This window comes from Mesorhizobium sp. WSM4871 (genome assembly GCF_055811295.1).
The window spans coordinates 386,433-405,681 of the sequence record NZ_JBVVPU010000002.1 but is presented as its reverse complement, the minus strand read 5'-3'; the positions used below and the strand labels follow the sequence as shown (position 1 = coordinate 405,681).

Below are 19,249 nucleotides of genomic sequence, written 5' to 3'. Positions count from 1 at the left end.
ACCGCGGCAACGCGTTGAAGTCACGGCGTGGATCCTCGGGTCTGCGCTGCGTCGCTACGCTCCTTGCTCCGCCCGTGGATGACGAAGTGATGGGCGTTTTCGCTAGACTCGCCGGCGTCATTCCGGCGACGATCCCGCGATGTTCTGGTCATAGTCGACCAGCGACCCGGTCATGACGCCGGATTGCGGGCTGACCATGTAGCTGATCAGTCGGGCAAGCTGGTCCGGCTTCACCAATTGGCCCATCGGCTGCGCGGCCTCGGCCTTCTCCAGCCAGTTGTCAGGCGCATCGTGCCATTTCTTCTGCACGATCGCTTCGCCCTCGGTGTCCATCCAGCCCGGCAGCACCGCGTTGCAGCGGATGCGATTGCTGCGATAGGCATTGGCGACATTCTTGGTCAGCGTCATCAGCGCGCCCTTGCTGGTCGAATAGGGCGTCAGGAAGGATTGGCCGCAATGCGCCGACATCGACAGCACATTGACGATTGAGCCCGGCGCCTTCTTGTCCAGCAGATGCGCCACCACGCTTTGCATCAGGAAGAAGGGACCGCGCACATTGGTCGCGAAGATCGTGTCGAAAAGCTCTTCGCTGGTCTCGACCAGCGACCCGCGCGCCGAGGTGGCCGCTGCATTGACCAGCGCGTTGACGGTGCCGAAATGGCCGATCGCCGTGTCGACAGCGCGCTTGCAGTCGGCCACTTTGGAAACATCGGCACTGATGAAGATCGCATCGACGCCGGCTTTCTTGAAGGTGGCGACGGCCTTGTCGCCTTTCTCCTGCGAGCGGCCGATCAGCGCCAGCGCCCGGCAGCCCTCGTCTGCCAATGCAGTGGCTACGGCAAAGCCGATGCCTTGTGCGCCGCCGGTGACGATGGCGCGCGTCTCGCGATTGCGACCAGATGAATCGCTCATGGCTATGCTCCTTGTCCGACCTTGATTCAGCTGGCCTTGTCGAGGCGCACGGTCTTGCCGGACTTCGCCGACTTCAGCGCCGCGTCCGCCAGTTCCAGGGCAACAAGCCCGTCCTTGCCGCTCGGTGCGGCCTTCTTGCCCAATGTCACCGCCGTGATGAAGGCGGCGATCTCATTGGCATAGGCGTCGATATAGCGGGTCATGAAAAAGTCGTGCAGCGGCGGGCGCGTATAGCCCTTGTCGTTGGCCAGTTCGATCGACACCGGCCGCTGGTTCTCGGCCGCGACCATGCCCTTCGAGCCATGCACCTCGATGCGCTGGTCATAGCCATAGGTGGCGCGGCGCGAATTGGAGATGATGCACTGCTTGCCGGAGGCGGTCTCGAGGATGACGCTGACGCTGTCGAAATCGCCGGCTTCGCCGATTTGTCTGTCGACCAGGACAGAGGCATGGGCGCTGACCGCTACCGGCTCCTCACCGAGCAGGAAGCGCGCCATGTCGAAATCATGGATGGTCATGTCGCGGAAGATACCGCCCGAGCGGCTGATATAGTCGAGCGGCGGCGGGCCGGGATCGCGGGACGTGATGGTCACCATCTCGACCGTGCCGATGGCGCCGTCGTCGATCGCCTTGCGCACGGCGGCGAAATGCGGGTCGAAGCGGCGGTTGAAACCAACCATCAAGGTGGCTTTGGCCTTGTCGACCACTTCAAGGCATTGTTCCACGCGCTTGGCATCGAGGTGGATCGGCTTTTCGCAGAAGATCGCCTTGCCGGCCTTGGCGAAACGCTCGATCAAATCGGCATGGGTGTCGGTCGGCGTGCAGATGACGACCGCGTCGATATCTCCGGCCTTCTCGATGGCCTCGATGCTGCGCACTTCGGCGCCATAGGCCAATGCCAAGTCGGTCGCCGCCTTCTCGAAGGCGTCCGCCACCGCGACCAGTTTGGCCTGCGGATTGGAGCCGATAGCACGGGCGTGGACCTTGCCGATACGGCCGGCGCCGAGGAGAGCGAAGCGGAGAGTCATCTGGTATTTCCCTTAAGGATGGTTCGAACGATGTCCGCGCCGGTCGGGCGCGGACGATTTCTGGTTACAGCAGGTCCCCAGCGGCCGGTCGCCTGGCGCCCGGCTTCCGACTAGGCTGCAGCGAGTTCCGCCTCCCCGGTCTTGGAGCCGGTGATGTAGGCGACGATGTCGTTTCCGTCGGTGTCCTGCTTGCGCAGATTGGCGACGATGCGGCCGCGCCGGAAGACGACGATGCGATCGCAAAGGTCGAACACCTGGCGCATGTTGTGGCTGATCAGGATCAGCGGCTCGCCATTGGCCTTCAGCGTGCGGATGATGTTTTCGACCTGCGCCGTCTCCTGCACGCCGAGTGCTGCGGTAGGCTCATCCATGATGATCAGCTTGGACGCAAACGTCGCGGTCCTGGCGATCGCCACGCACTGGCGCTGCCCACCGGACATGTGGCGGATGGTATTGTTGAGGTTGGGGATCTTGACGGCGGTGCGGACCAGCGCCGCCTCGGTCGCCTTGCGCATATATTTGCGGTCGAGGATGGAGAACGGTCCGAGGTTGAACAGCACCTTTTCGCGGCCGAGGAACAGGTTCGACGGCACGTCGAGGTCGTCGGCCAGCGCCAGGTTCTGGAACACGGTCTCGATGCCGGCCTCGCGCGCCTCGATCGGGCCGGCGAAGTTCACTTCCTTGCCGTCGAACCAGACCTTCCCGTCGGTGCGCTGTTCGACGCCGGTGATCTGGCGCACGAAGGTCGATTTGCCGGCGCCATTGTCGCCCATGATCGCGACATGCTCGCCCTTGCGCAGCTCGAAGTTCGCGCCTTCCAGCGCATGCACGCCGCCATAGCGCTTGGTCAGGTTTTCGGTCTTCAGAACAATGTCCGACATGGTCAAGCTCCTATCGCCCGCCGGCGTTGACGCCATTGATCGAGAACAACCGCGCCGACGATGATCACGCCCTTGACCATCTCCTGATAGTAGGCGTCGAGGCGCAGGAAGGTGAAGCCGGAGATGATGACGCCGAAGATCAGCGAGCCGATTACCGTGCCGATGATCGAGCCGCGGCCGCCCGACAGCGAGACGCCGCCGATCACCGCCATGGCGATCGCATCGAGTTCGTACATCACCCCCATGCCGGCCTGGGCGGTGAGGTTCTTGGAACACAGCACCACGGCGGCGAGCGAGGCAAGGATGCCGGCGATGGCGTAGACGAGGATCTTGTGGTTCTTGACGTTGATGCCGGACATGCGCGCGGCGTCCTCGTTGGACCCGATGGCGTAACAGTGCTTGCCGTATTTGGTGTAGCTCAGGATCAGCTGGAACAATATCGCCAGCGAGATGAAGATGACGACCGGCATCAGGCCCTTGCCGATGGCCGCGAAACTTTCGGTGGGAAACGAGATCGGCTGTCCCTTGGACCACCATTTGGCGATGCCGCGCGCCGTCACCATCATGCCGAGCGTGGCGATAAAGGGCGGGATGCGCGTATAGGCGATCAACAGGCCGTTGACCAGGCCGGCCAGCAGGCCGCAGCCGATCGCGACGACCAGCGGCACGATGACCGGCAGGTCGGTCCAGCCCTGCGCCAGGAACATCGCCTTGGGGTTCGGATTGCCGTTCACCGTCGCCACCTGGGCAAAGCTCATGGCGATCATCGCCGTGGCACCGACGATCGAACCCGAGGACAGGTCGATGCCGCCGGTGATGATCACCTGCGTCACGCCGATGGCGATGATGCCGACGATCGACACTTGCAGGATGATGATCTGCAGGCGCGCTTCGTTGAAGATCGCATCGACATTGTCGCGGGTGTTGAACAGGAAGCTGTCGCCAAGAAAGACGCGGCCGATCAGTTCGAAGGCGCCGACGAGGATGACGAGCGCCAGGAAGACGTTGAATTCGGCAGGCCACGCGCGCTGCTTCGCATCATAGGTGAGCCCGCCGACGCCATGAGATGTCTGTGCCAAGGTCGTTTTCCTCCGGCCGCATCGGCCCGAAAATCGGAACCGATTTTCGCAAAGCACGATGCGTGGTCTCAAGTTCAGAGCTTACTTTATCGCTCTAATCGTATTCATCTTCCCGCACCGAGGCGGCAGGAAGATGGGAGCGGCGCTGTTCTTCTGGTGGTCGCGCCGCCCCGTATCGAAGCCTTGCCTCAGTTCTTCTTCAGGAACTTGTCGATGTTGGCCGGCGTAACCAGCTGGAAGGGGACGTAGACCTTCTTTTCGACCTTCTCGCCCTTGGAGAGCTTCAGCGCGGCATCCAGGGCGCCCGCGCCCTGGCCGGCCGCGTCCTGGAACACTGTTACATCCAGGTCGCCGGCCTGCATCGCCGCAAGCGCGTCCTGGGTGGCATCGACGCCGCCGACGACAACCGATTTCATGTCGATATTGCCGGCTTTCATCGCCTGGATGGCGCCGATGGCGCTCTCGTCATTGTTGGCGATCACACCGTCGAACGGCTTGCCGGTCGACAGCCAGTTGGTCATCAGGTTCTGGGCTTCGTCGCGGTTCCAGTTCGATGTCTGCTTGTCGATGATCTTGATGAAGCTGCATTCGGGCGTGGCGATCACGTCGTCTATGTCCTTGGTGCGCATCACCGCGGCCTGGTTCGAAAGCTCGCCCATGATCACATAGACATTGGCTTCCTTCTTGCCGGCTTCCGTGAACAGGCGGCAGACCTCCTTGGTCTCGAGCGTGCCGGAATCGGCCTCGTTCGAGGCGACGAAAGCCTGGCTGTCCGGCAGTGTGTCGACATTGACCGGCTCGCGGTTGACATAGACAAGCGGAACCTTGGCTGCGGCCGCCGCATCCGACATCGCCTGGGTGGCCGAAGTGTCGACCGGATTGACGATGATCGCGTCGACGCCCGAGGCGACGAAGTTCTTGATCTGGTCGAGCTGCTTGGCGACGTCGTTCTGCGCGTCCTCGACCTGCAATTCCACGCCGTCCATGGCCTTGGCCTGCTCGATCATGCCGTTGCGCAGCACGGTGAGAAAATTGTCGTCGAACTTGGCCATCGACACGCCGACCTTGGCGGCGAGGGCGGACGAACTCATCAGCGCCGCGATGGCGACGCCCAAAAGCAATTTCTTCATTTTATTTCTCCTCCACAGAATTGGTGTCCGGCTGCACCGATCTACCCGGAATCCCCGCTCTCCCGGGGAATCTCTCCCGCTGTCGCCTCTGCTCCGGATGGCGTCTTTCGCGCTGGCTGGAACGCCAAGCTCTCTGTTTGAAACAGATGTTCCGGAACGAAAGAACCAAAATGCCCAGTTGGTGAAATATTTATTCCATTCCGCGTGAGGGCGTCAAGGAGATTCCGAAGCGGGATGCCGGATTTTTCAGACGGTGGGGCTTTCGTGTCGACAGACCTATGCAAGTTTCCATCATGTTGATGGTTCGCATCATCGTCGATGCGTCGCGTCGCGTTTCTGAACCCGGACGTTCTGTCTGAACTAGATGTTTTCCGGTAGATAGATGTCGAAGGGCAGGAAAGTCTGGCCGGGCGCATTGGCAGCACCTGCCTCGATAGCATGCGCCATCAGCCCGACAAGCTCGCGGCACAATGCTGCCAGCGGCGTCGAGATCACCATGGTCAGGATGTTGTCGGCGAGCGCCGCGCGCGACTCGGCGTTGATCTCGTTGCAGACGACCACCGGCATATTGACGGGCCTTGCTGCCCTGAGCGCCGAGACCGCGCCTTCCATGCCGCCTCCGGCGACGTAGCAGCCGACAAGATCAGGGTATCGCGCCAGAAGATCGATCATTGCGTCATGCGTCACCTGGTTGGCTTCCAGGTTGACCAGCGTCTCCAGCACAGTGAATTCCGGCGCATGCTCGCGGAAGAACGATCTGAAGCCGATCTCGCGCAATTCATGGCCATGGAAGCGATGGCTGCCGACGAACAGGGCGACCTTGCCGGGCTTCCTCGCCGCCCTGGCGATCATCCAGGCCGCGGTGCGACCGACCTTGCGGTTGTCGAGGCCGACATAGCCTTCGCGGATGCCGGCGGCAAAGTCGGACAGCAGCGAGAAGACCGGTTGGCCTCTCGCCTTCAGCGCCTCGACGGCCGCCGTCAGCGTCGGATGGTCCGGACCGACAAGGGCGACGGCCCTGGATTTCGCCGCCAGCTTGCGCATCTGGGCGGCGATCTCGTCCGGCGCCAGCGAACTGGCGAAATCGATGGTTGCGACGCCGCGGAAGCGCTGCGATTGCGACACCGCCAGTTCGAGTTCCCGTGCGAAATCGCTGTAGAAAACATCATTGCCCCTCAACAGCAGAAAACCGAGCCGGTATTCCGGCAGTTCCTGGCGCATGCGCTGTTTGATCAGCCCGGCGGCGTGATAGCCGATGCTGGTGGCGGCCTCATAGACGCGGCGCGCGGTTTCCTCGCGCACCGGCAGGCGGTTGTTCAGCACCCGGTCGACGGTAGCGACGCTGACGCCGGAGTTGCGCGCCAGATCGGTAATGGTCGGCCGTTTCGCCATGGCTGTCTCTCCGCTTACCAGATTAGCCTACATCATTCTGATGGGAAATGATAGAAACTATCTTTGTGATATTGAGCCCATCATGGCTTGGCGCTACTTCTAGGGTGAAAGGCTTTCGACCGCAGCCTGGTTCATTGACCAGGGCGGATCGCAGGATCCTGGTGGAGGCAGTCCCATGGACGCAACGTTGGATGCAGTGCCGTCCCGCCGCGACTACAGCCTGATCGGCCGCGACGCCAGGCTTGCCGTCGACAACGGTCTGGCGGCGGCCGAGTGGTATCATACCGACATCCCGCGCAAGCAGATGAAGGAGCTGATGCAGCGCTCCGACGGGCCGGCGATCCGCGACACCATCATCTGGCTTGCCGCGCTGATCCTGAGCGGCGCCGGTGGCGCCTGGTTCTGGGGCACGTGGTGGTGCGTGCCGTTCTTCTTCGTCTATGGAGTGCTCTACGGCTCATCGACCGATTCGCGCTGGCACGAATGCGGCCACGGCACCGCCTTCCGGACGCAGTGGATGAACGACGCGATCTACCAGATCGCCTGCTTCATGATCATGCGCAATCCGGTCACCTGGCGCTGGAGCCATGCCCGCCACCATACAGACACGATCATCGTCGGCCGTGATCCGGAAATCGCGGTGATGCGCCCGCCGGACCTGCCGCGTGTTGTGCTCAACGTCTTCGGCATTCTCGATGCCTGGCATGCGATGAGCGATATGCTGCGCAACGCGGCCGGCATCATCAGCCCGGCCGAGAAGACCTTCATCCCCGAGCAGGAACAGCCCAGGGCGATTTTCGTCGCCCGCATCTGGACGGCGATCTATGCCGCGACCATCGCGCTGGCATTTTACATGAGTTCGTTCCTGCCCCTGATGCTGGTCGGGTTGCCCAGGCTCTACGGCGCCTGGCACCATCTCATGACCGGCCTGTTGCAGCATGGCGGCCTCGCCGAGAATGTCGTCGACCACCGTCTCAACAGCCGCACAGTATACATGAATCCGATCAGCCGGTTCATCTACTGGAACATGAACTACCATATCGAACATCACATGTTCCCGATGGTGCCCTATCACGCGCTGCCCAGGCTGCATGAGCTGATCAAGCACGATCTGCCGGCGCCGACGCGATCGATCCTGGCCGGCTACCGCGAGATGGTGCCCGCCTTCCTGCGCCAGTTGCGCAATGAAGACTATTTTATCAGGCGCGAACTGCCGCCGACGGCCAAGCCCTACCGCGAGGAGTTCCACAACGACAACGCCGCCATCGCGGCGGCAGCGGAATGACGCGCCAGACAAACTGATCAGGCTGGCAAATTGACCGACAAAAATTCTGCGGGAGGACCGATGAGCGACTGGGTCGAAGCCTGTGAGGCCGGAGACATCGACGAAGAGGATGTGATGCGGTTCGACCATGACGGCCGCACCTTCGCTATCTATCGCAGTTCCGACGACGAATATTTCGCCACGGACGGTCTTTGCTCGCACGAGAAGGTGCATCTGGCCGATGGGCTGGTCATGGACGACATCATCGAGTGCCCCAAGCACAATGGCCGCTTCAACTACAAGACCGGCCAGGCCAGGGGCGCGCCGGTCTGCGTCAACCTCAGGACCTATCCGGTCAGGGTCGATGCCGGCAAAATCCTCGTTCAGGTCGGGTGATGGGCATGCAGGCGGGAATGGTCATCGTCGGCGCCGGCGAATGCGGTGGACGCGCTGCGCTCGCGCTGCGCGACTTGGGCTTCGACGGGCCGGTAGGGCTGATCGGCGACGAGCCGCATCTGCCCTATGAGCGGCCGCCGCTGTCGAAGGAGGCGATGACTGGCGATGCGCCCGCGATCAGGGCGATCGTCAGCGACGAGATGTTGGCCGAACGTTCGATCAAGCATATCCATTCGGTCCATGCCGTCGCCATCGACCTTGCCGCGCACAGCGTCCGTCTGTCGGACGGCTCGGCCCTGCCATACGATAAGCTGCTGCTGGCCACCGGTTCGACACCGCGTAGACTGCCAATGCCGGGCCTCGGGTCGCGTTGCGTCTATCTCAGGACTTTCAATGACGCGCTGGCCATTCGCGCTCATCTCAAGGCCGGAAACCGCATCGCCATTGTCGGCGGCGGCTTCATCGGCCTCGAACTCGCCGCGGCGGCACGGAGATTGGGCGCTTCGGTCACCGTCATCGAGGCGCAGCCGCGCATCCTGATGCGCGGCGTGCCGGCCGAAATCGCCGGGATCATCCACCAGGCGCATGAAGCCGAAGGCGTGAAGATCCTCACCGGCCAGGCTATCGCGGCCATCGCCGACGACGGTACCGATGTTCGCATCACGCTTGCCGGCGGGGGCGACATCGTCGCCGACCTCGCGGTGATCGGCATCGGCGCCGTGCCGGTGACAGCACTCGCAGCCGAAGCCGGGCTGGCGATAGACAACGGCATCGCGGTCGATGTCGAATTGCGCACCAGCGATCCCGACATCTTCGCCGCCGGCGATTGCTGCTCGTTTCCGCTTGCCGTCTATGGCGGCCGGCGCGTGCGGCTGGAGGCCTGGCGCAATGCGCAGGAACAGGGCGCGCTGGCGGCGAGAAACATGCTCGGCGCCGGCGAGGCCCACACCGCCGTGCCCTGGTTCTGGTCGGATCAGTACGGCCTGACCTTGCAGATATCGGGGCTTTCAGACGAAGGCCGCTCCACCGTGCGGCGCGACCTCGACGACGGCGCCTTCATCCTGTTCCATTTGGCGCAGGATGGAAGGCTTGTCGCGGCGAGCGGCATCGGCCCGGGCAATGCCTTCGCCCGCGACATCAGGCTGGCCGAGATGCTGATCGCCAGGCGGGCAAAGCCGGCGCCTGAGGCGCTCGGTTCGCAAACGGTCAAGCTGAAGTCGCTGCTGGCAGCGTGAGCCGGCGCGGCTTTCAATCCGACACCGGTGGCAACGCCGGAACTACGCCGCTTGAACGATCTCGACCAGTTCAACGTCGAACACCAGGTCCTTTCCGGCCAACGGGTGATTGCCGTCGAGCTTGACCTTGGCATCGTCCACGCCGACGACTGTTACTGGCATGGGACGCCCTTCACGGGTGCGGGCCTGCAATCGGGTGCCGACATCAACGTTGATGTTTTCCGGCACGCTGGCGCGGTCGATGGTTATGACCGCTTCGGGACGATGGCGGCCATAGGCGGCGTCGGCCGGAACGGTGACGGTGCTTTTCGTGCCGACCTCCATGCCATCGACATGGGTTTCGAGACCGGGGATCACCTCGCCCTCACCCAATGTGAACTGCAGCGGTTCATTACCGGAAGAATCGAATTGAGTGCCGTCGACCAGGCGTCCGGTATAATTGATGCGCACGGTGTCGCCATTCTTGGCTTGTGTCATAACAGCCATCCTTTGGGAGTTTTCGGGGGGACCGGCCTAGAGTTCACGGCCCCGTTTTCGACCATCCACGCAAAGATGCGCGGTGCGAACCCCTAGAACTAGGCACCCCGCTGCCGATGTAAAGTGCCGGGGCTGCGAGAATGTCGAGATCCGGTATCTGAGATCGGCGGAAGCCAGCGGTGCTAAAACAGCGCCTTCAGCTCCGGCAATTTGTCGTTGACCAGCCAGCCGTAGTAATTTTCCTCCGGCAGCTTTTCCGGTTCGCCGGCGGCGCGGCGCTTGTCGTTCGCGGCCTTCAGCGCATAGGCGCGCTGCTCGGGATTGCCGACATTGTAGAGCGTGGCTGTAATGCCGGGATTGTCCGATATGTCGAAGCCGGCAATGTCCTTGTAGGCGTCGATCGATTTCCTGATCGTCGCCGCGACATAGGACAGGGTAAGGTCGGGATCCATGATGGTCTTGTAGACCGCGTTCGGATCGCCAACGTCGAGCTTCGGCAGGCCGGAAACCTGGTGCACGAGATCGCTCATCTGCAGCGCCGTCAGCGGATTGAGCTGGCCAAGGCCGAAGGTCTGGCCGGCATAATAGGGTTGGAAGAAGGTCGCGCCGAAACGATCGTTGGGAAAGCTTGTCCCCCCGACGGTCTTGCCGCGAAACGCGCGGTTCCACACCTGCTCGCGGCACTCCCACAGATCGTAGCTGTCCGATTTGCCGGCGCATTTCTGGAATTGCGGCCGCTGCACGAAATCGGTGATGTTCTCGCCGTCAAAGGCGAAGGCCAGCTTGCTCGACAGATAGGAGATCGCCTTGACGTAATAGGTTTGCAGCCGGTCGTAGGCGTCGACATTGTAGGTATGCTCGCCGACGATGGCGCCGACGATGTGCATCGGGTCGATGCCATAGGCCGCAGCCGCCTGGCGGATCTTGCCGCGAAGCCCGGCATCGTTCTGCAGCAGCGCATAGACCTTGCGGTACTTCGCCTGGAAGGTGGTGTTGGTGGCCTGGGTGCGCCGGCTGGAGGCGCCCGGTATGTCGGGCTGCTCGGCGTTGCGGTTCCCTGGCGGCACCAAAGTCGCCGCTTGCGCGCCGAACATGGCTGCCGCAAGCGTCAGTCCGAGAATGACGAGGATCAGTTTTTTCATGCGCCGCCGCCCTGTAACAGCGCATGACCCCGAACCGAAGGTCCGCGTCAGCGACTATCAGAATCGATTTTCGCTGACGATCATGCGCCAAATCATGTGCTACAGCGTCCTTCGTTCGTCCAATCGACGCAGCGCTGTAGTCGCCGGCAAACTAGGTAAAGCTGTGGTTTGAGTCGAGAGCCCCGTCGTCCTCCACGGCGGAAGGTGGCCAGATGCTTCCATTTGGCCACACATTAGAGCGACGTGCGTCCGATCGGACGCACAAAGTACGCTCTAAGACTTTGAATTGCGACGTGCGTCCGCTCGGACGCATAAAGTACGCGCTAAGACCTTGAATCTTCGCTTGCGAGCCCGGCCGGCGCTCTCCTTTACAAAATGAACCGCGACAGATCCGTGTTTCTGGACAAGTCGCCGACATGCTTTTGCACATAGGCGGCGTCGATGGTGACGGCCGTGCCGTTGCGGTCCGGCGCGTCGTAGGAAATCTCGTCCAGCACCCGCTCCATCACCGTCTGCAGCCGTCTGGCGCCGATATTCTCGACGCTGGCGTTGAGATCGACGGCGATGCCGGCAAGCGAATCGATGGCGTCGTCGGTGAAGACGAGATCGACGCCCTCGGTCCTCATCAGCGCGATATACTGCTTGATCAGGCTGGCCTCGGTCTCGGTCAGGATGCGCACGAAATCGTCCTTCTCCAGCGCCCTGAGCTCGACGCGGATCGGCAGGCGGCCCTGCAGCTCCGGCAACAGGTCCGACGGCTTGGCGACATGGAACGCACCCGATGCGATGAACAGGATGTGATCCGTCTTCACCGGTCCGTATTTGGTCGCCACCGTGGTGCCTTCGACCAGCGGCAACAGGTCGCGCTGCACGCCTTCGCGCGACACGCCGGCGCCGATGCCGCCTTCGCGCGAGGCGATCTTGTCGATCTCGTCGAGGAAGACGATGCCGTCGTTCTCGGTCGATTCGAGCGCCCGGCGCACCACCTCGTCCTGGTCGAGCAGCTTGTCGGACTCGTCGCCCACCAGCAGCGCGTAGGACTCCTTCACCGTCGTCTTGCGCGTCTTGGTCTTCTGGCCGCCCATCGCCTTTGACAGCATGTCGTTGATGTTGAGCACGCCGATATTGGCCCCCGGCATGCCGGGAATCTCGAAGCCGGGCATGCCGCCATTGCCGGTATCGGCCACCTCGATCTCGATCTCCTTGTCGTCGAGCTCGCCGTCGCGCAGTTTTTTGCGGAAGCTATCGCGCGTCGCCGGGCTCGCTGTCTTGCCGACAAGCGCTTCCAGCACCCGTTCCTCGGCGTTGACATGCGCCCGCGCCTTGACGTCCTCGCGCATCTTTTCGCGCACCAGCCCGATGGCGATCTCGACCAGGTCGCGGATGATCTGCTCTACGTCGCGGCCGACATAGCCGACCTCGGTGAACTTGGTCGCCTCGACCTTGACGAAGGGCGCGCCGGCAAGCCGCGCCAGGCGGCGCGAAATCTCGGTCTTGCCGACGCCGGTCGGGCCGATCATCAGGATGTTCTTCGGCATCACCTCTTCGCGCATCTGGCCTTCGAGCTGCTGGCGGCGCCAGCGGTTGCGCAAGGCTATGGCCACGGCGCGCTTGGCGTCCTTCTGGCCGATGATGAAGCGGTCGAGTTCCGAAACGATTTCGCGGGGAGAAAATGTGCTCATGTCACTCAAATTCCACTTTGCCACTGCCGGATGGACTCGAACGGATGCAGCAGCATGATCACGTTGAGCGTCAGATTGTCCCGGATGAAGTAGCCGGTGCCCAGTTCGAAGATCAGGGCGAGGCTGACGACCACCCATATAGGAAGCCTTCGCGCCATCACAAATCCCAGCACCATGGCCAGCGTGTCCGACACCGAATTGATGATGCTGTCGCCATAGTAATCGAGCGAAATCGTGCCGGCGCGATAGCGCTCGATGATGAAGGGACTGTTCTCGAGCAGCTCCCAGCCGCCTTCTATGGCCACGGCGAAGGCCAGCCGCAGTCCGATCGGCGAGCGCGGGAACAGGAATTGCGCCAGCGCGTAGAACAGGAAGCCGTGGATGATGTGCGAGGGCGTGTACCAGTCGGAAATATGCTGGGAATTCTCCGAGCTCTGCACCACGCCATGCCAGAGCTTGACATAGCCGCAGGTGCAGATCGGCGGATGGCCCATGCCGTAGAGGACGCCGGCCTGGAAGATGACCAGGGCCAGCACGAGCAGCAGCCCCATCCGCCAACTGTCTTCATAGGCCGATAGGGTTTTGTCGGCGTCGGATGTGCTCATGCTGTCATTGCCCCTCTTCGGCGTCGCCCGCTTCGGCGTCAATCGCCATCAGCACGGCGTCGCCATATTCAGATTGCCTGCGATCAATCGCCCGGAATCCAGCCTTTTCGTAGGCGCGGATGGCCCGCGCATTGGCTGGATCCGGGTCGATGATGACACGCGGCGCGCCCTCCTCGAAGAGCTGTTCGACGAATTGCCGCACAATGGCCGAGCCATGGCCGTGCCCGACGAGCTCCGGCCTGCCGATCGACAGGTCGATGCCCAGAGTGCCGAACGGCTGGTCGCTATAGGGATGGCCGTCCTCCAGATGCGGATCGTAGCTCTGCAGATAGCCGATCGGCCTGCCGTCGAGTTCGATGATCAACGGCTCGACGGAAATCGAATCGATATGCTTGGCGATCTCGGCGATCTCTTTTTCCGGATCGTCCCACCACTGCGCGACATGCGGCTCGGCCAGCCAGCCGGCGATCATCGGCAGGTCCTTCTCGGTCACCGGCCGAAAATCGTAGTGCAGGCCTGCCTCAAGCGGCATCGAGCGTTTCAATGACAAAATTGTTGTTCGTGTAGACGCAGATATCGGACGCGATCTGCATCGCCTTGCGGGCGATCTCCTCGGCATCCTTGTCGCTGTCCATCAGCGCGCGCGCCGCGGCCAGCGCATAATTGCCGCCCGAACCGATGGCCATGACGCCAAATTCGGGTTCCAGCACGTCGCCGGTGCCGGTCAGCGCCAGCGAAACCGACTTGTCGGCAACCAGCATCATCGCTTCCAGCCGGCGCAGATAGCGGTCGGTGCGCCAGTCCTTGGCGAGCTCGACGCAGGCGCGCGTCAGCTGGTCGGGATATTGTTCGAGCTTGGCTTCCAGCCGCTCCAGAAGGGTGAACGCATCCGCTGTGGCGCCGGCGAAGCCGGCAATGACATTGCCGCCCTTGCCGATGCGGCGCACCTTTTTGGCATTGCCCTTCATGATGGTCTGGCCAAGGCTGACCTGGCCGTCGCCGGCGATGACCACCTTGCTGCCCTTGCGCACCGTCACGATGGTCGTGGCGTGCATGGTCAGTTCATTCGACATTTTGCTGCTCCGATTCGCGCCATCCCTTCAAAGGCGATTGGCGCGGTACGAGTGACTTTGATCGGCCATATGTATGCATGGGGTGAACGATTGCAAACCGGCCATCCGCAAGGCGCCATACCGCCTCGCATGGCAACTGGCAATCGCCGGATCATGCTGCTAGAAGGCTTTCGTTTTCAAGCAGGTGAGCGCCAAAGCGTGCAAACCTGGGACAAGGACAAGATCATGGCGCCGCGTTCCGCCGACATAAGCCGCAAGACCAGGGAAACCGATATTTCCGTATCGGTCCATGTCGACGGCTCTGGCAAGTCCGATATCGCGTCAGGCGTCGGCTTCTTCGACCATATGCTCGACCAGTTGTCGCGCCACTCGCTGATCGATATGACAGTCAAGGCCAAAGGCGACCTGCATATCGATGACCACCACACCGTCGAGGACACCGGCATCGCGCTCGGCCAGGCGCTGGCCAGGGCGCTGGGCGAGCGGCGCGGCATCATGCGCTATGCCTCGATCGATCTCGCCATGGACGAGACGCTGACGCGCGCGGCCATCGACGTCTCCGGCCGGCCTTTCCTGGTCTGGAACGTCTCCTTCTCGTCGCCGAAGATCGGCACGTTCGACACCGAGCTGGTGCGCGAGTTCTTCCAGGCGCTGGCGCAGAATGCTGGCATCACGCTGCATGTCACCAACCACTATGGCGCCAACAATCACCACATTGCCGAGACCTGTTTCAAGGCGGTGGCCCGTGTTTTGCGGGCGGCCCTTGAACCCGACCCGCGCCAGCCGGACGCGGTTCCGTCCACCAAGGGGTCTCTGAAGGGATAGGCTGATGGCCGTCTATGTCGTGATGGAACCGCCGGGCAGCAGTGACAAGGCCGATACGGCCTTTGTCCGGGACGGCTTTTCCTGGCTCGGCTTTCTGGTGCCGCCGCTGTGGCTCGCCTGGCATCGCTTGTGGATAGAAGCAGCCCTGGCCTTTGTCGCCATGGCGGCTCTTCCGATGCTTGGCGGAAAACTGGGGCTCGAAACGGCCAGCTCGCTGCTGTCGTTGCTCGTCTCGCTTTATGTCGGGCTCGAAGGCGCGGCCTTGCGGATTGCAGCACTGCGCCGCCGTGGCTGGCATGAATGGGGCGTCGTCGAGGCCGACAGGCTCGACGACGCCGACACGCGCTATGCACTGGAAGCCGAGGCGCAGGCGGACGAACAAGCGCCTATGCCGCGCATCGTTCCGGACGCCGCTCTTGCCCGGCCGGCGCAGATGGGCATGACGCTGGGATTGACCCACATTCCGGGAAAGCCCTGACATGCGGGTTGCCATCATCGACTACGGGTCGGGCAATCTGCGCTCGGCCACCAAGGCCTTCGAGCGCGCCGCGCACGAAGCCGGCATTGCCGCGACCATCGACCTGACCGCGGATGCCGAACGCGTCCGCAGCGCCGACCGCATCGTGCTGCCAGGTGTTGGCGCCTATGCTGATTGCGCGGCGGGCTTGCGCGCCGTAGAGGGCATGTGGGATGCGGTGGAAGAGGTCGCGATCGTCAAGGGACGGCCGTTTCTCGGCATCTGTGTCGGCATGCAGCTGATGTCGGAGCGCGGTCTGGAAAAGACGGTGACAAAAGGCTTCGGCTGGATCGCCGGCGACGTCAAGGAAATCACGCCTTCTGATCCCGCGCTCAAGATTCCGCAGATCGGCTGGAACACGATCGACCTCGTGCGCAAGCATCCGCTGTTTTCCGGCATTGCCACCGGAGCCAAGGGATTGCACGCCTATTTCGTCCATTCCTATCATCTCGATGCCACGAAGCCGGACGAAGCGCTGGCCATCGCCGACTATGGCGGCCCGGTGACGGCCGCTGTTGCCCGCGACAATCTTGTGGGGACGCAATTTCATCCCGAAAAGAGCCAGGCGCTGGGCCTGACGCTGATCACCAATTTCCTGCGCTGGAGGCCCTGAAGAGCCATGAACAAGAAGGGCTGTTGGCTGGTGATGCTCACGGTGAATGATCCCGAGGGCTACCAGCGCTACCGCGGCGCCATTGGCGATGCCGTCTCCTACGAGACGGCGCTGCGCTGTTATCGGTCTCCGGCCTACCAGACAGCGCTGCAAAACCGCGTTGCATCTTCGACCGGCCATTTCGCCATCGTCGAGGGCGCCTGAAAGTGATCCTGTTTCCGGCCATCGACCTCAAGGACGGCAAGTGCGTGCGCCTGAAGCATGGCGATATGGCGACCGCGACGATCTACAATGACGACCCCGGAGCCCAGGCCAAAGCCTTTGAGGAACAAGGCTTCAAATGGCTGCACGTCGTCGACCTCAATGGCGCGTTCAAGGGCCAGAGCGTCAACAGCGCGGCGGTCGGTTCCATCCTCAAGGCGACGAAGAACCCGGTACAGCTCGGCGGCGGCATTCGCACGCTGGAGCAGATCGAGGACTGGCTCGACCGCGGGCTGGCCCGGGTCATCCTCGGCACCGTCGCGGTGCGTGATCCCGATCTCGTCAAGCAGGCCTGCAAGGCCTTTCCGGGAAAGATCGCCGTCGGCATCGACGCCAAGGGCGGCAAGGTGGCGGTCGAGGGCTGGGCCGAGGCATCGAGCCTCGGCGTCATCGAACTGGCGAAGAAATTCGAGGGCGCGGGCGTCGCCGCCATCATCTACACCGACATCGACCGCGACGGCGTGCTGACCGGCATCAACTGGGATGCCACCATCGATCTCGCCGAGGCGGTGTCGATCCCGGTGATCGCCTCGGGAGGTCTCGCCTCGATCGCCGACATCGTGCGCATGACCATGCCGGATGCGCGCAAACTCGAAGGCGCCATCTCGGGCCGCGCGCTCTATGACGGGCGCATCGACCCGGCCGAGGCACTGGCGATCCTGGCGTCTGGAGCGGAGAAGGCGAGGGCGCGATGAAACTCTCGATCATCCTCGCGCCTTATGACAGCGGCCACTTTCACGGCGGCTGCGGCCAGGGGCCAGATGCGCTGGTATCAGGCGGGCTGGTCGAAGCCATGACGCTGGCCGGTCATGACATTGCCGTCAAGGACATTGGCAAGGTCGGCGACGCGCAGGAGCGCGAAATTGCAACGGGCTTCGCGGTTTGCAATGCCGTGGCAGCTGAAGTTCGGGCGGCCGGTGACAATGGCCGGTTTCCCATCGTTCTTGCAGGCAACTGCCTGACCAGCGCCGGTGCGGTCGCCGGCGAGGACGCCGATGCGATCGTCTGGGCCGACCAGCATGGCGACCTCAACACGCCCGAAACATCGATATACGGCTTTCTCGACGGCATGGCGCTGGCGACGGTGCTGGGGCTTTGCTGGCGGCCAATGGCATCGGCCATTCCTGGCTTCCATGCGATCGACCCTTCGCGCTGCGTGCTCGTCAACGCCCGCGATCTCGACCCCGCGGAGACTGAACTGCTGGCGACGCTGCCGGTCATTCGAACGGAATGCCCAGGCGTGGCCAAGGCCGCTGAACGGCTGATTGCCGCTGGTGCGAAGCGCACGCATCTGCATCTCGATCTGGATGTTCACGACCCCGAGGAATTGCAGGCGAACCGTTATGCGCATCCGGGCGGGCCTGCCCCTGCGGAGTTGCGCCAGGCGGTCTGCGACATGGCCCGGTTGCTGCCCGTCGTCGGCATCACCATTTCGGCCTACGATCCGGCATTCGACGCACGGGGCGACGTGCCGCCGCTTGTCGGCCAATTGCTCACCGATCTGCTCGCCACGGTGGAAAGCCGCTGATGCTGAAGGCCCGCGTCATCCCCTGTCTCGACGTCAAGAACGGCCGCGTCGTCAAGGGCGTCAATTTCGTTGACCTGGTCGATGCCGGTGATCCCGTCGAGGCAGCCAAGGCCTATGATGCCGCCGGTGCCGACGAACTCTGCTTTCTCGACATCACCGCTTCATCCGACAATCGCGAGACGATCTTCGATGTCGTCGCCCGCACCGCCGAGCAGTGCTTCATGCCGCTGACGGTCGGCGGCGGCGTTCGCCAGGTCGCCGACATCAGGAAGTTGCTGCTGGCCGGCGCCGACAAGGTGTCGATCAACACGGCGGCGGTGAAGAACCCGGATTTCGTCACCGAGGCGGCCGACAAGTTCGGCAACCAGTGCATCGTGGTTGCCATTGACGCCAAGAAAGTCTCCGGCAAGGGCGAGGCCGACCGCTGGGAAATCTTTACCCATGGCGGACGCGAAAAGACCGGCATCGACGCGGTCGAATTCGCCCGGCAGATGGTCGAGCGCGGCGCCGGCGAGATCCTGCTGACGTCGATGGACCGCGACGGCACCAAGGCCGGCTACGACATTGCGCTGACCCGAGCAGTGGCCGACGCGGTGCGCGCGCCGGTTATCGCTTCCGGTGGCGTCGGCACGCTCGATCACCTGGTCGAGGGCATTCGCGACGGCCACGCAGGTGCTGTTCTGGCGGCATCGATCTTTCATTTCGGCACCTACTCCATCGCCGAAGCCAAGGCGCATATGGCCAGAGCCGGCCTGCCGATGCGGCTGGACTCGCCGGTTCATCGGGCTTAAAGCATGATCCCGAAAAGTGGGAACCGGTTTTCGGAAAAGATCATGCTTAAACAAGCAGATAGATGACTGCCATGGCTCAATTTTCGCTCGCCGAGCTGGAAAAGATCATCAATCAACGCGCCCGTTCCGGCGACCCGGATTCGTGGACGGCGAAACTGTTTGCCAAAGGCATCGACAAGGCCGCGCAGAAGCTCGGCGAAGAGGCGGTCGAAACGGTGATCGCAGCCGTCCGCGACGACAAAAAAGCTCTCGTTTCGGAAAGTGCCGATCTTATATATCATTGGCTCGTCGTTCTCGGCATCGCAGGCGTTCCGCTAAGCGACGTGCTCAAGGAGCTCGAGACCCGCACCGGTCGTTCGGGCATCGCCGAGAAGGCGTCCCGGCAGGACCGGGACTGATCGCCGCGGAGGGCAGGAAA

23 protein-coding genes are annotated in these 19,249 nt (G+C 62.8%); 11 read left to right on the top strand and 12 right to left on the bottom strand.

Features of this window, described 5'->3' with window-relative positions; all coding sequences use genetic code 11:
* Nucleotides 1-117 precede the first annotated feature (117 nt).
* From AC0L2H_RS05325 to AC0L2H_RS05300, 6 genes are all read right to left on the bottom strand, one after another.
* The gene (locus tag AC0L2H_RS05325) at nucleotides 118-912 is read right to left on the bottom strand and encodes an SDR family oxidoreductase (RefSeq protein WP_473589220.1); all 795 of its coding nucleotides are present in this window, start codon (nucleotides 910-912) and stop codon (nucleotides 118-120) included.
* Between the two features lie 26 nt (nucleotides 913-938).
* Entirely contained in the window at nucleotides 939-1,940 is a 1,002-nt protein-coding gene (gene iolG / locus AC0L2H_RS05320; protein WP_473589218.1) for an inositol 2-dehydrogenase, read from the bottom strand.
* A 110-nt stretch (nucleotides 1,941-2,050) separates the two neighbouring features.
* A complete protein-coding gene (locus tag AC0L2H_RS05315) occupies nucleotides 2,051-2,821 on the bottom strand; it encodes an ATP-binding cassette domain-containing protein (RefSeq protein ID WP_473589217.1) in 771 nt (256 codons plus the stop codon).
* A gap of 2 nt (nucleotides 2,822-2,823) precedes the next feature.
* On the bottom strand, nucleotides 2,824-3,900 hold the full coding sequence (locus AC0L2H_RS05310; protein ID WP_473589216.1) for an ABC transporter permease: 1,077 nt from the start codon (nucleotides 3,898-3,900) through the stop codon (nucleotides 2,824-2,826).
* 188 nt (nucleotides 3,901-4,088) lie between these two features.
* A complete protein-coding gene (locus tag AC0L2H_RS05305; protein ID WP_097573919.1) occupies nucleotides 4,089-5,030 on the bottom strand; it encodes a sugar ABC transporter substrate-binding protein in 942 nt (313 codons plus the stop codon).
* A gap of 360 nt (nucleotides 5,031-5,390) precedes the next feature.
* Nucleotides 5,391-6,422, bottom strand: coding sequence for a LacI family DNA-binding transcriptional regulator (locus AC0L2H_RS05300; RefSeq protein ID WP_473589215.1), 1,032 nt, complete (start codon nucleotides 6,420-6,422; stop codon nucleotides 5,391-5,393).
* Nucleotides 6,423-6,597: 175 nt separating this feature from the next.
* On the opposite strand from AC0L2H_RS05300, the gene AC0L2H_RS05295 reads away from it, so the two are divergent.
* From AC0L2H_RS05295 to AC0L2H_RS05285, 3 genes are read left to right on the top strand one after another with little or no spacing between them, the layout of a single operon-like run.
* On the top strand, nucleotides 6,598-7,707 hold the full coding sequence (locus AC0L2H_RS05295) for a fatty acid desaturase family protein (protein WP_473589214.1): 1,110 nt from the start codon (nucleotides 6,598-6,600) through the stop codon (nucleotides 7,705-7,707).
* 60 nt (nucleotides 7,708-7,767) lie between these two features.
* Nucleotides 7,768-8,082, top strand: coding sequence for a MocE family 2Fe-2S type ferredoxin (locus AC0L2H_RS05290; protein ID WP_473589213.1), 315 nt, complete (start codon nucleotides 7,768-7,770; stop codon nucleotides 8,080-8,082).
* Complete coding sequence (locus AC0L2H_RS05285) at nucleotides 8,082-9,317, top strand: NAD(P)/FAD-dependent oxidoreductase (RefSeq protein WP_473589212.1); 1,236 nt, start codon at nucleotides 8,082-8,084, stop codon at nucleotides 9,315-9,317. Before AC0L2H_RS05290 ends, AC0L2H_RS05285 begins: the two co-directional genes overlap by 1 nt.
* A gap of 42 nt (nucleotides 9,318-9,359) precedes the next feature.
* Here the strand turns inward: AC0L2H_RS05285 and AC0L2H_RS05280 are convergent, their stop codons facing one another.
* The 6 genes from AC0L2H_RS05280 to hslV all read right to left on the bottom strand — a co-directional run bounded on the left by AC0L2H_RS05280 (nucleotide 9,360) and on the right by hslV (nucleotide 14,296).
* A complete protein-coding gene (locus tag AC0L2H_RS05280; protein ID WP_473589211.1) occupies nucleotides 9,360-9,794 on the bottom strand; it encodes an FKBP-type peptidyl-prolyl cis-trans isomerase in 435 nt (144 codons plus the stop codon).
* A 182-nt stretch (nucleotides 9,795-9,976) separates the two neighbouring features.
* Nucleotides 9,977-10,936, bottom strand: a complete 960-nt coding sequence (locus AC0L2H_RS05275) for a DUF1402 family protein (RefSeq protein WP_473589210.1) — start codon at nucleotides 10,934-10,936, stop codon at nucleotides 9,977-9,979.
* A 368-nt stretch (nucleotides 10,937-11,304) separates the two neighbouring features.
* Complete coding sequence (gene hslU / locus AC0L2H_RS05270; RefSeq protein WP_473589209.1) at nucleotides 11,305-12,618, bottom strand: ATP-dependent protease ATPase subunit HslU; 1,314 nt, start codon at nucleotides 12,616-12,618, stop codon at nucleotides 11,305-11,307.
* A gap of 5 nt (nucleotides 12,619-12,623) precedes the next feature.
* On the bottom strand, nucleotides 12,624-13,223 hold the full coding sequence (locus AC0L2H_RS05265) for a DUF2585 domain-containing protein (protein ID WP_473589208.1): 600 nt from the start codon (nucleotides 13,221-13,223) through the stop codon (nucleotides 12,624-12,626).
* Nucleotides 13,224-13,227: 4 nt separating this feature from the next.
* A complete protein-coding gene (locus AC0L2H_RS05260; RefSeq protein ID WP_473589207.1) occupies nucleotides 13,228-13,755 on the bottom strand; it encodes a GNAT family N-acetyltransferase in 528 nt (175 codons plus the stop codon).
* On the bottom strand, nucleotides 13,745-14,296 hold the full coding sequence (hslV, locus tag AC0L2H_RS05255) for an ATP-dependent protease subunit HslV (protein WP_097573910.1): 552 nt from the start codon (nucleotides 14,294-14,296) through the stop codon (nucleotides 13,745-13,747). The genes AC0L2H_RS05260 and hslV overlap by 11 nt, the downstream gene beginning before the upstream one ends.
* 225 nt (nucleotides 14,297-14,521) lie before the next feature.
* Here hslV and hisB point away from each other — a divergent pair, with 225 nt between their 5' ends.
* The 8 genes from hisB (at nucleotide 14,522) to AC0L2H_RS05215 (ending at nucleotide 19,229) form a co-directional block, all read left to right on the top strand.
* On the top strand, nucleotides 14,522-15,121 hold the full coding sequence (gene hisB / locus AC0L2H_RS05250) for an imidazoleglycerol-phosphate dehydratase HisB (RefSeq protein ID WP_473589206.1): 600 nt from the start codon (nucleotides 14,522-14,524) through the stop codon (nucleotides 15,119-15,121).
* 4 nt (nucleotides 15,122-15,125) lie between these two features.
* Nucleotides 15,126-15,599 (top strand): DUF2628 domain-containing protein, encoded by a 474-nt coding sequence (locus tag AC0L2H_RS05245; RefSeq protein WP_473589205.1) that lies wholly within the window; start codon nucleotides 15,126-15,128, stop codon nucleotides 15,597-15,599.
* A gap of 1 nt (nucleotide 15,600) precedes the next feature.
* Nucleotides 15,601-16,251, top strand: a complete 651-nt coding sequence (hisH, locus tag AC0L2H_RS05240; protein ID WP_473589204.1) for an imidazole glycerol phosphate synthase subunit HisH — start codon at nucleotides 15,601-15,603, stop codon at nucleotides 16,249-16,251.
* Nucleotides 16,252-16,257: 6 nt separating this feature from the next.
* Nucleotides 16,258-16,455 carry a DUF1330 domain-containing protein gene (locus AC0L2H_RS05235; protein WP_473589203.1) on the top strand — a complete coding sequence of 66 codons (198 nt, stop codon included), beginning with the start codon at nucleotides 16,258-16,260 and terminating at the stop codon, nucleotides 16,453-16,455.
* Between the two features lie 2 nt (nucleotides 16,456-16,457).
* A complete protein-coding gene (hisA, locus tag AC0L2H_RS05230) occupies nucleotides 16,458-17,207 on the top strand; it encodes a 1-(5-phosphoribosyl)-5-[(5-phosphoribosylamino)methylideneamino]imidazole-4-carboxamide isomerase (protein WP_473589202.1) in 750 nt (249 codons plus the stop codon).
* Entirely contained in the window at nucleotides 17,204-18,040 is an 837-nt protein-coding gene (locus tag AC0L2H_RS05225; protein WP_473589201.1) for an arginase family protein, read from the top strand. Before hisA ends, AC0L2H_RS05225 begins: the two co-directional genes overlap by 4 nt.
* Nucleotides 18,037-18,831 carry an imidazole glycerol phosphate synthase subunit HisF gene (gene hisF / locus AC0L2H_RS05220; protein WP_473589468.1) on the top strand — a complete coding sequence of 265 codons (795 nt, stop codon included), beginning with the start codon at nucleotides 18,037-18,039 and terminating at the stop codon, nucleotides 18,829-18,831. Before AC0L2H_RS05225 ends, hisF begins: the two co-directional genes overlap by 4 nt.
* 71 nt (nucleotides 18,832-18,902) lie before the next feature.
* Nucleotides 18,903-19,229, top strand: coding sequence for a phosphoribosyl-ATP diphosphatase (locus tag AC0L2H_RS05215; protein WP_473589200.1), 327 nt, complete (start codon nucleotides 18,903-18,905; stop codon nucleotides 19,227-19,229).
* Nucleotides 19,230-19,249 lie beyond the last annotated feature (20 nt).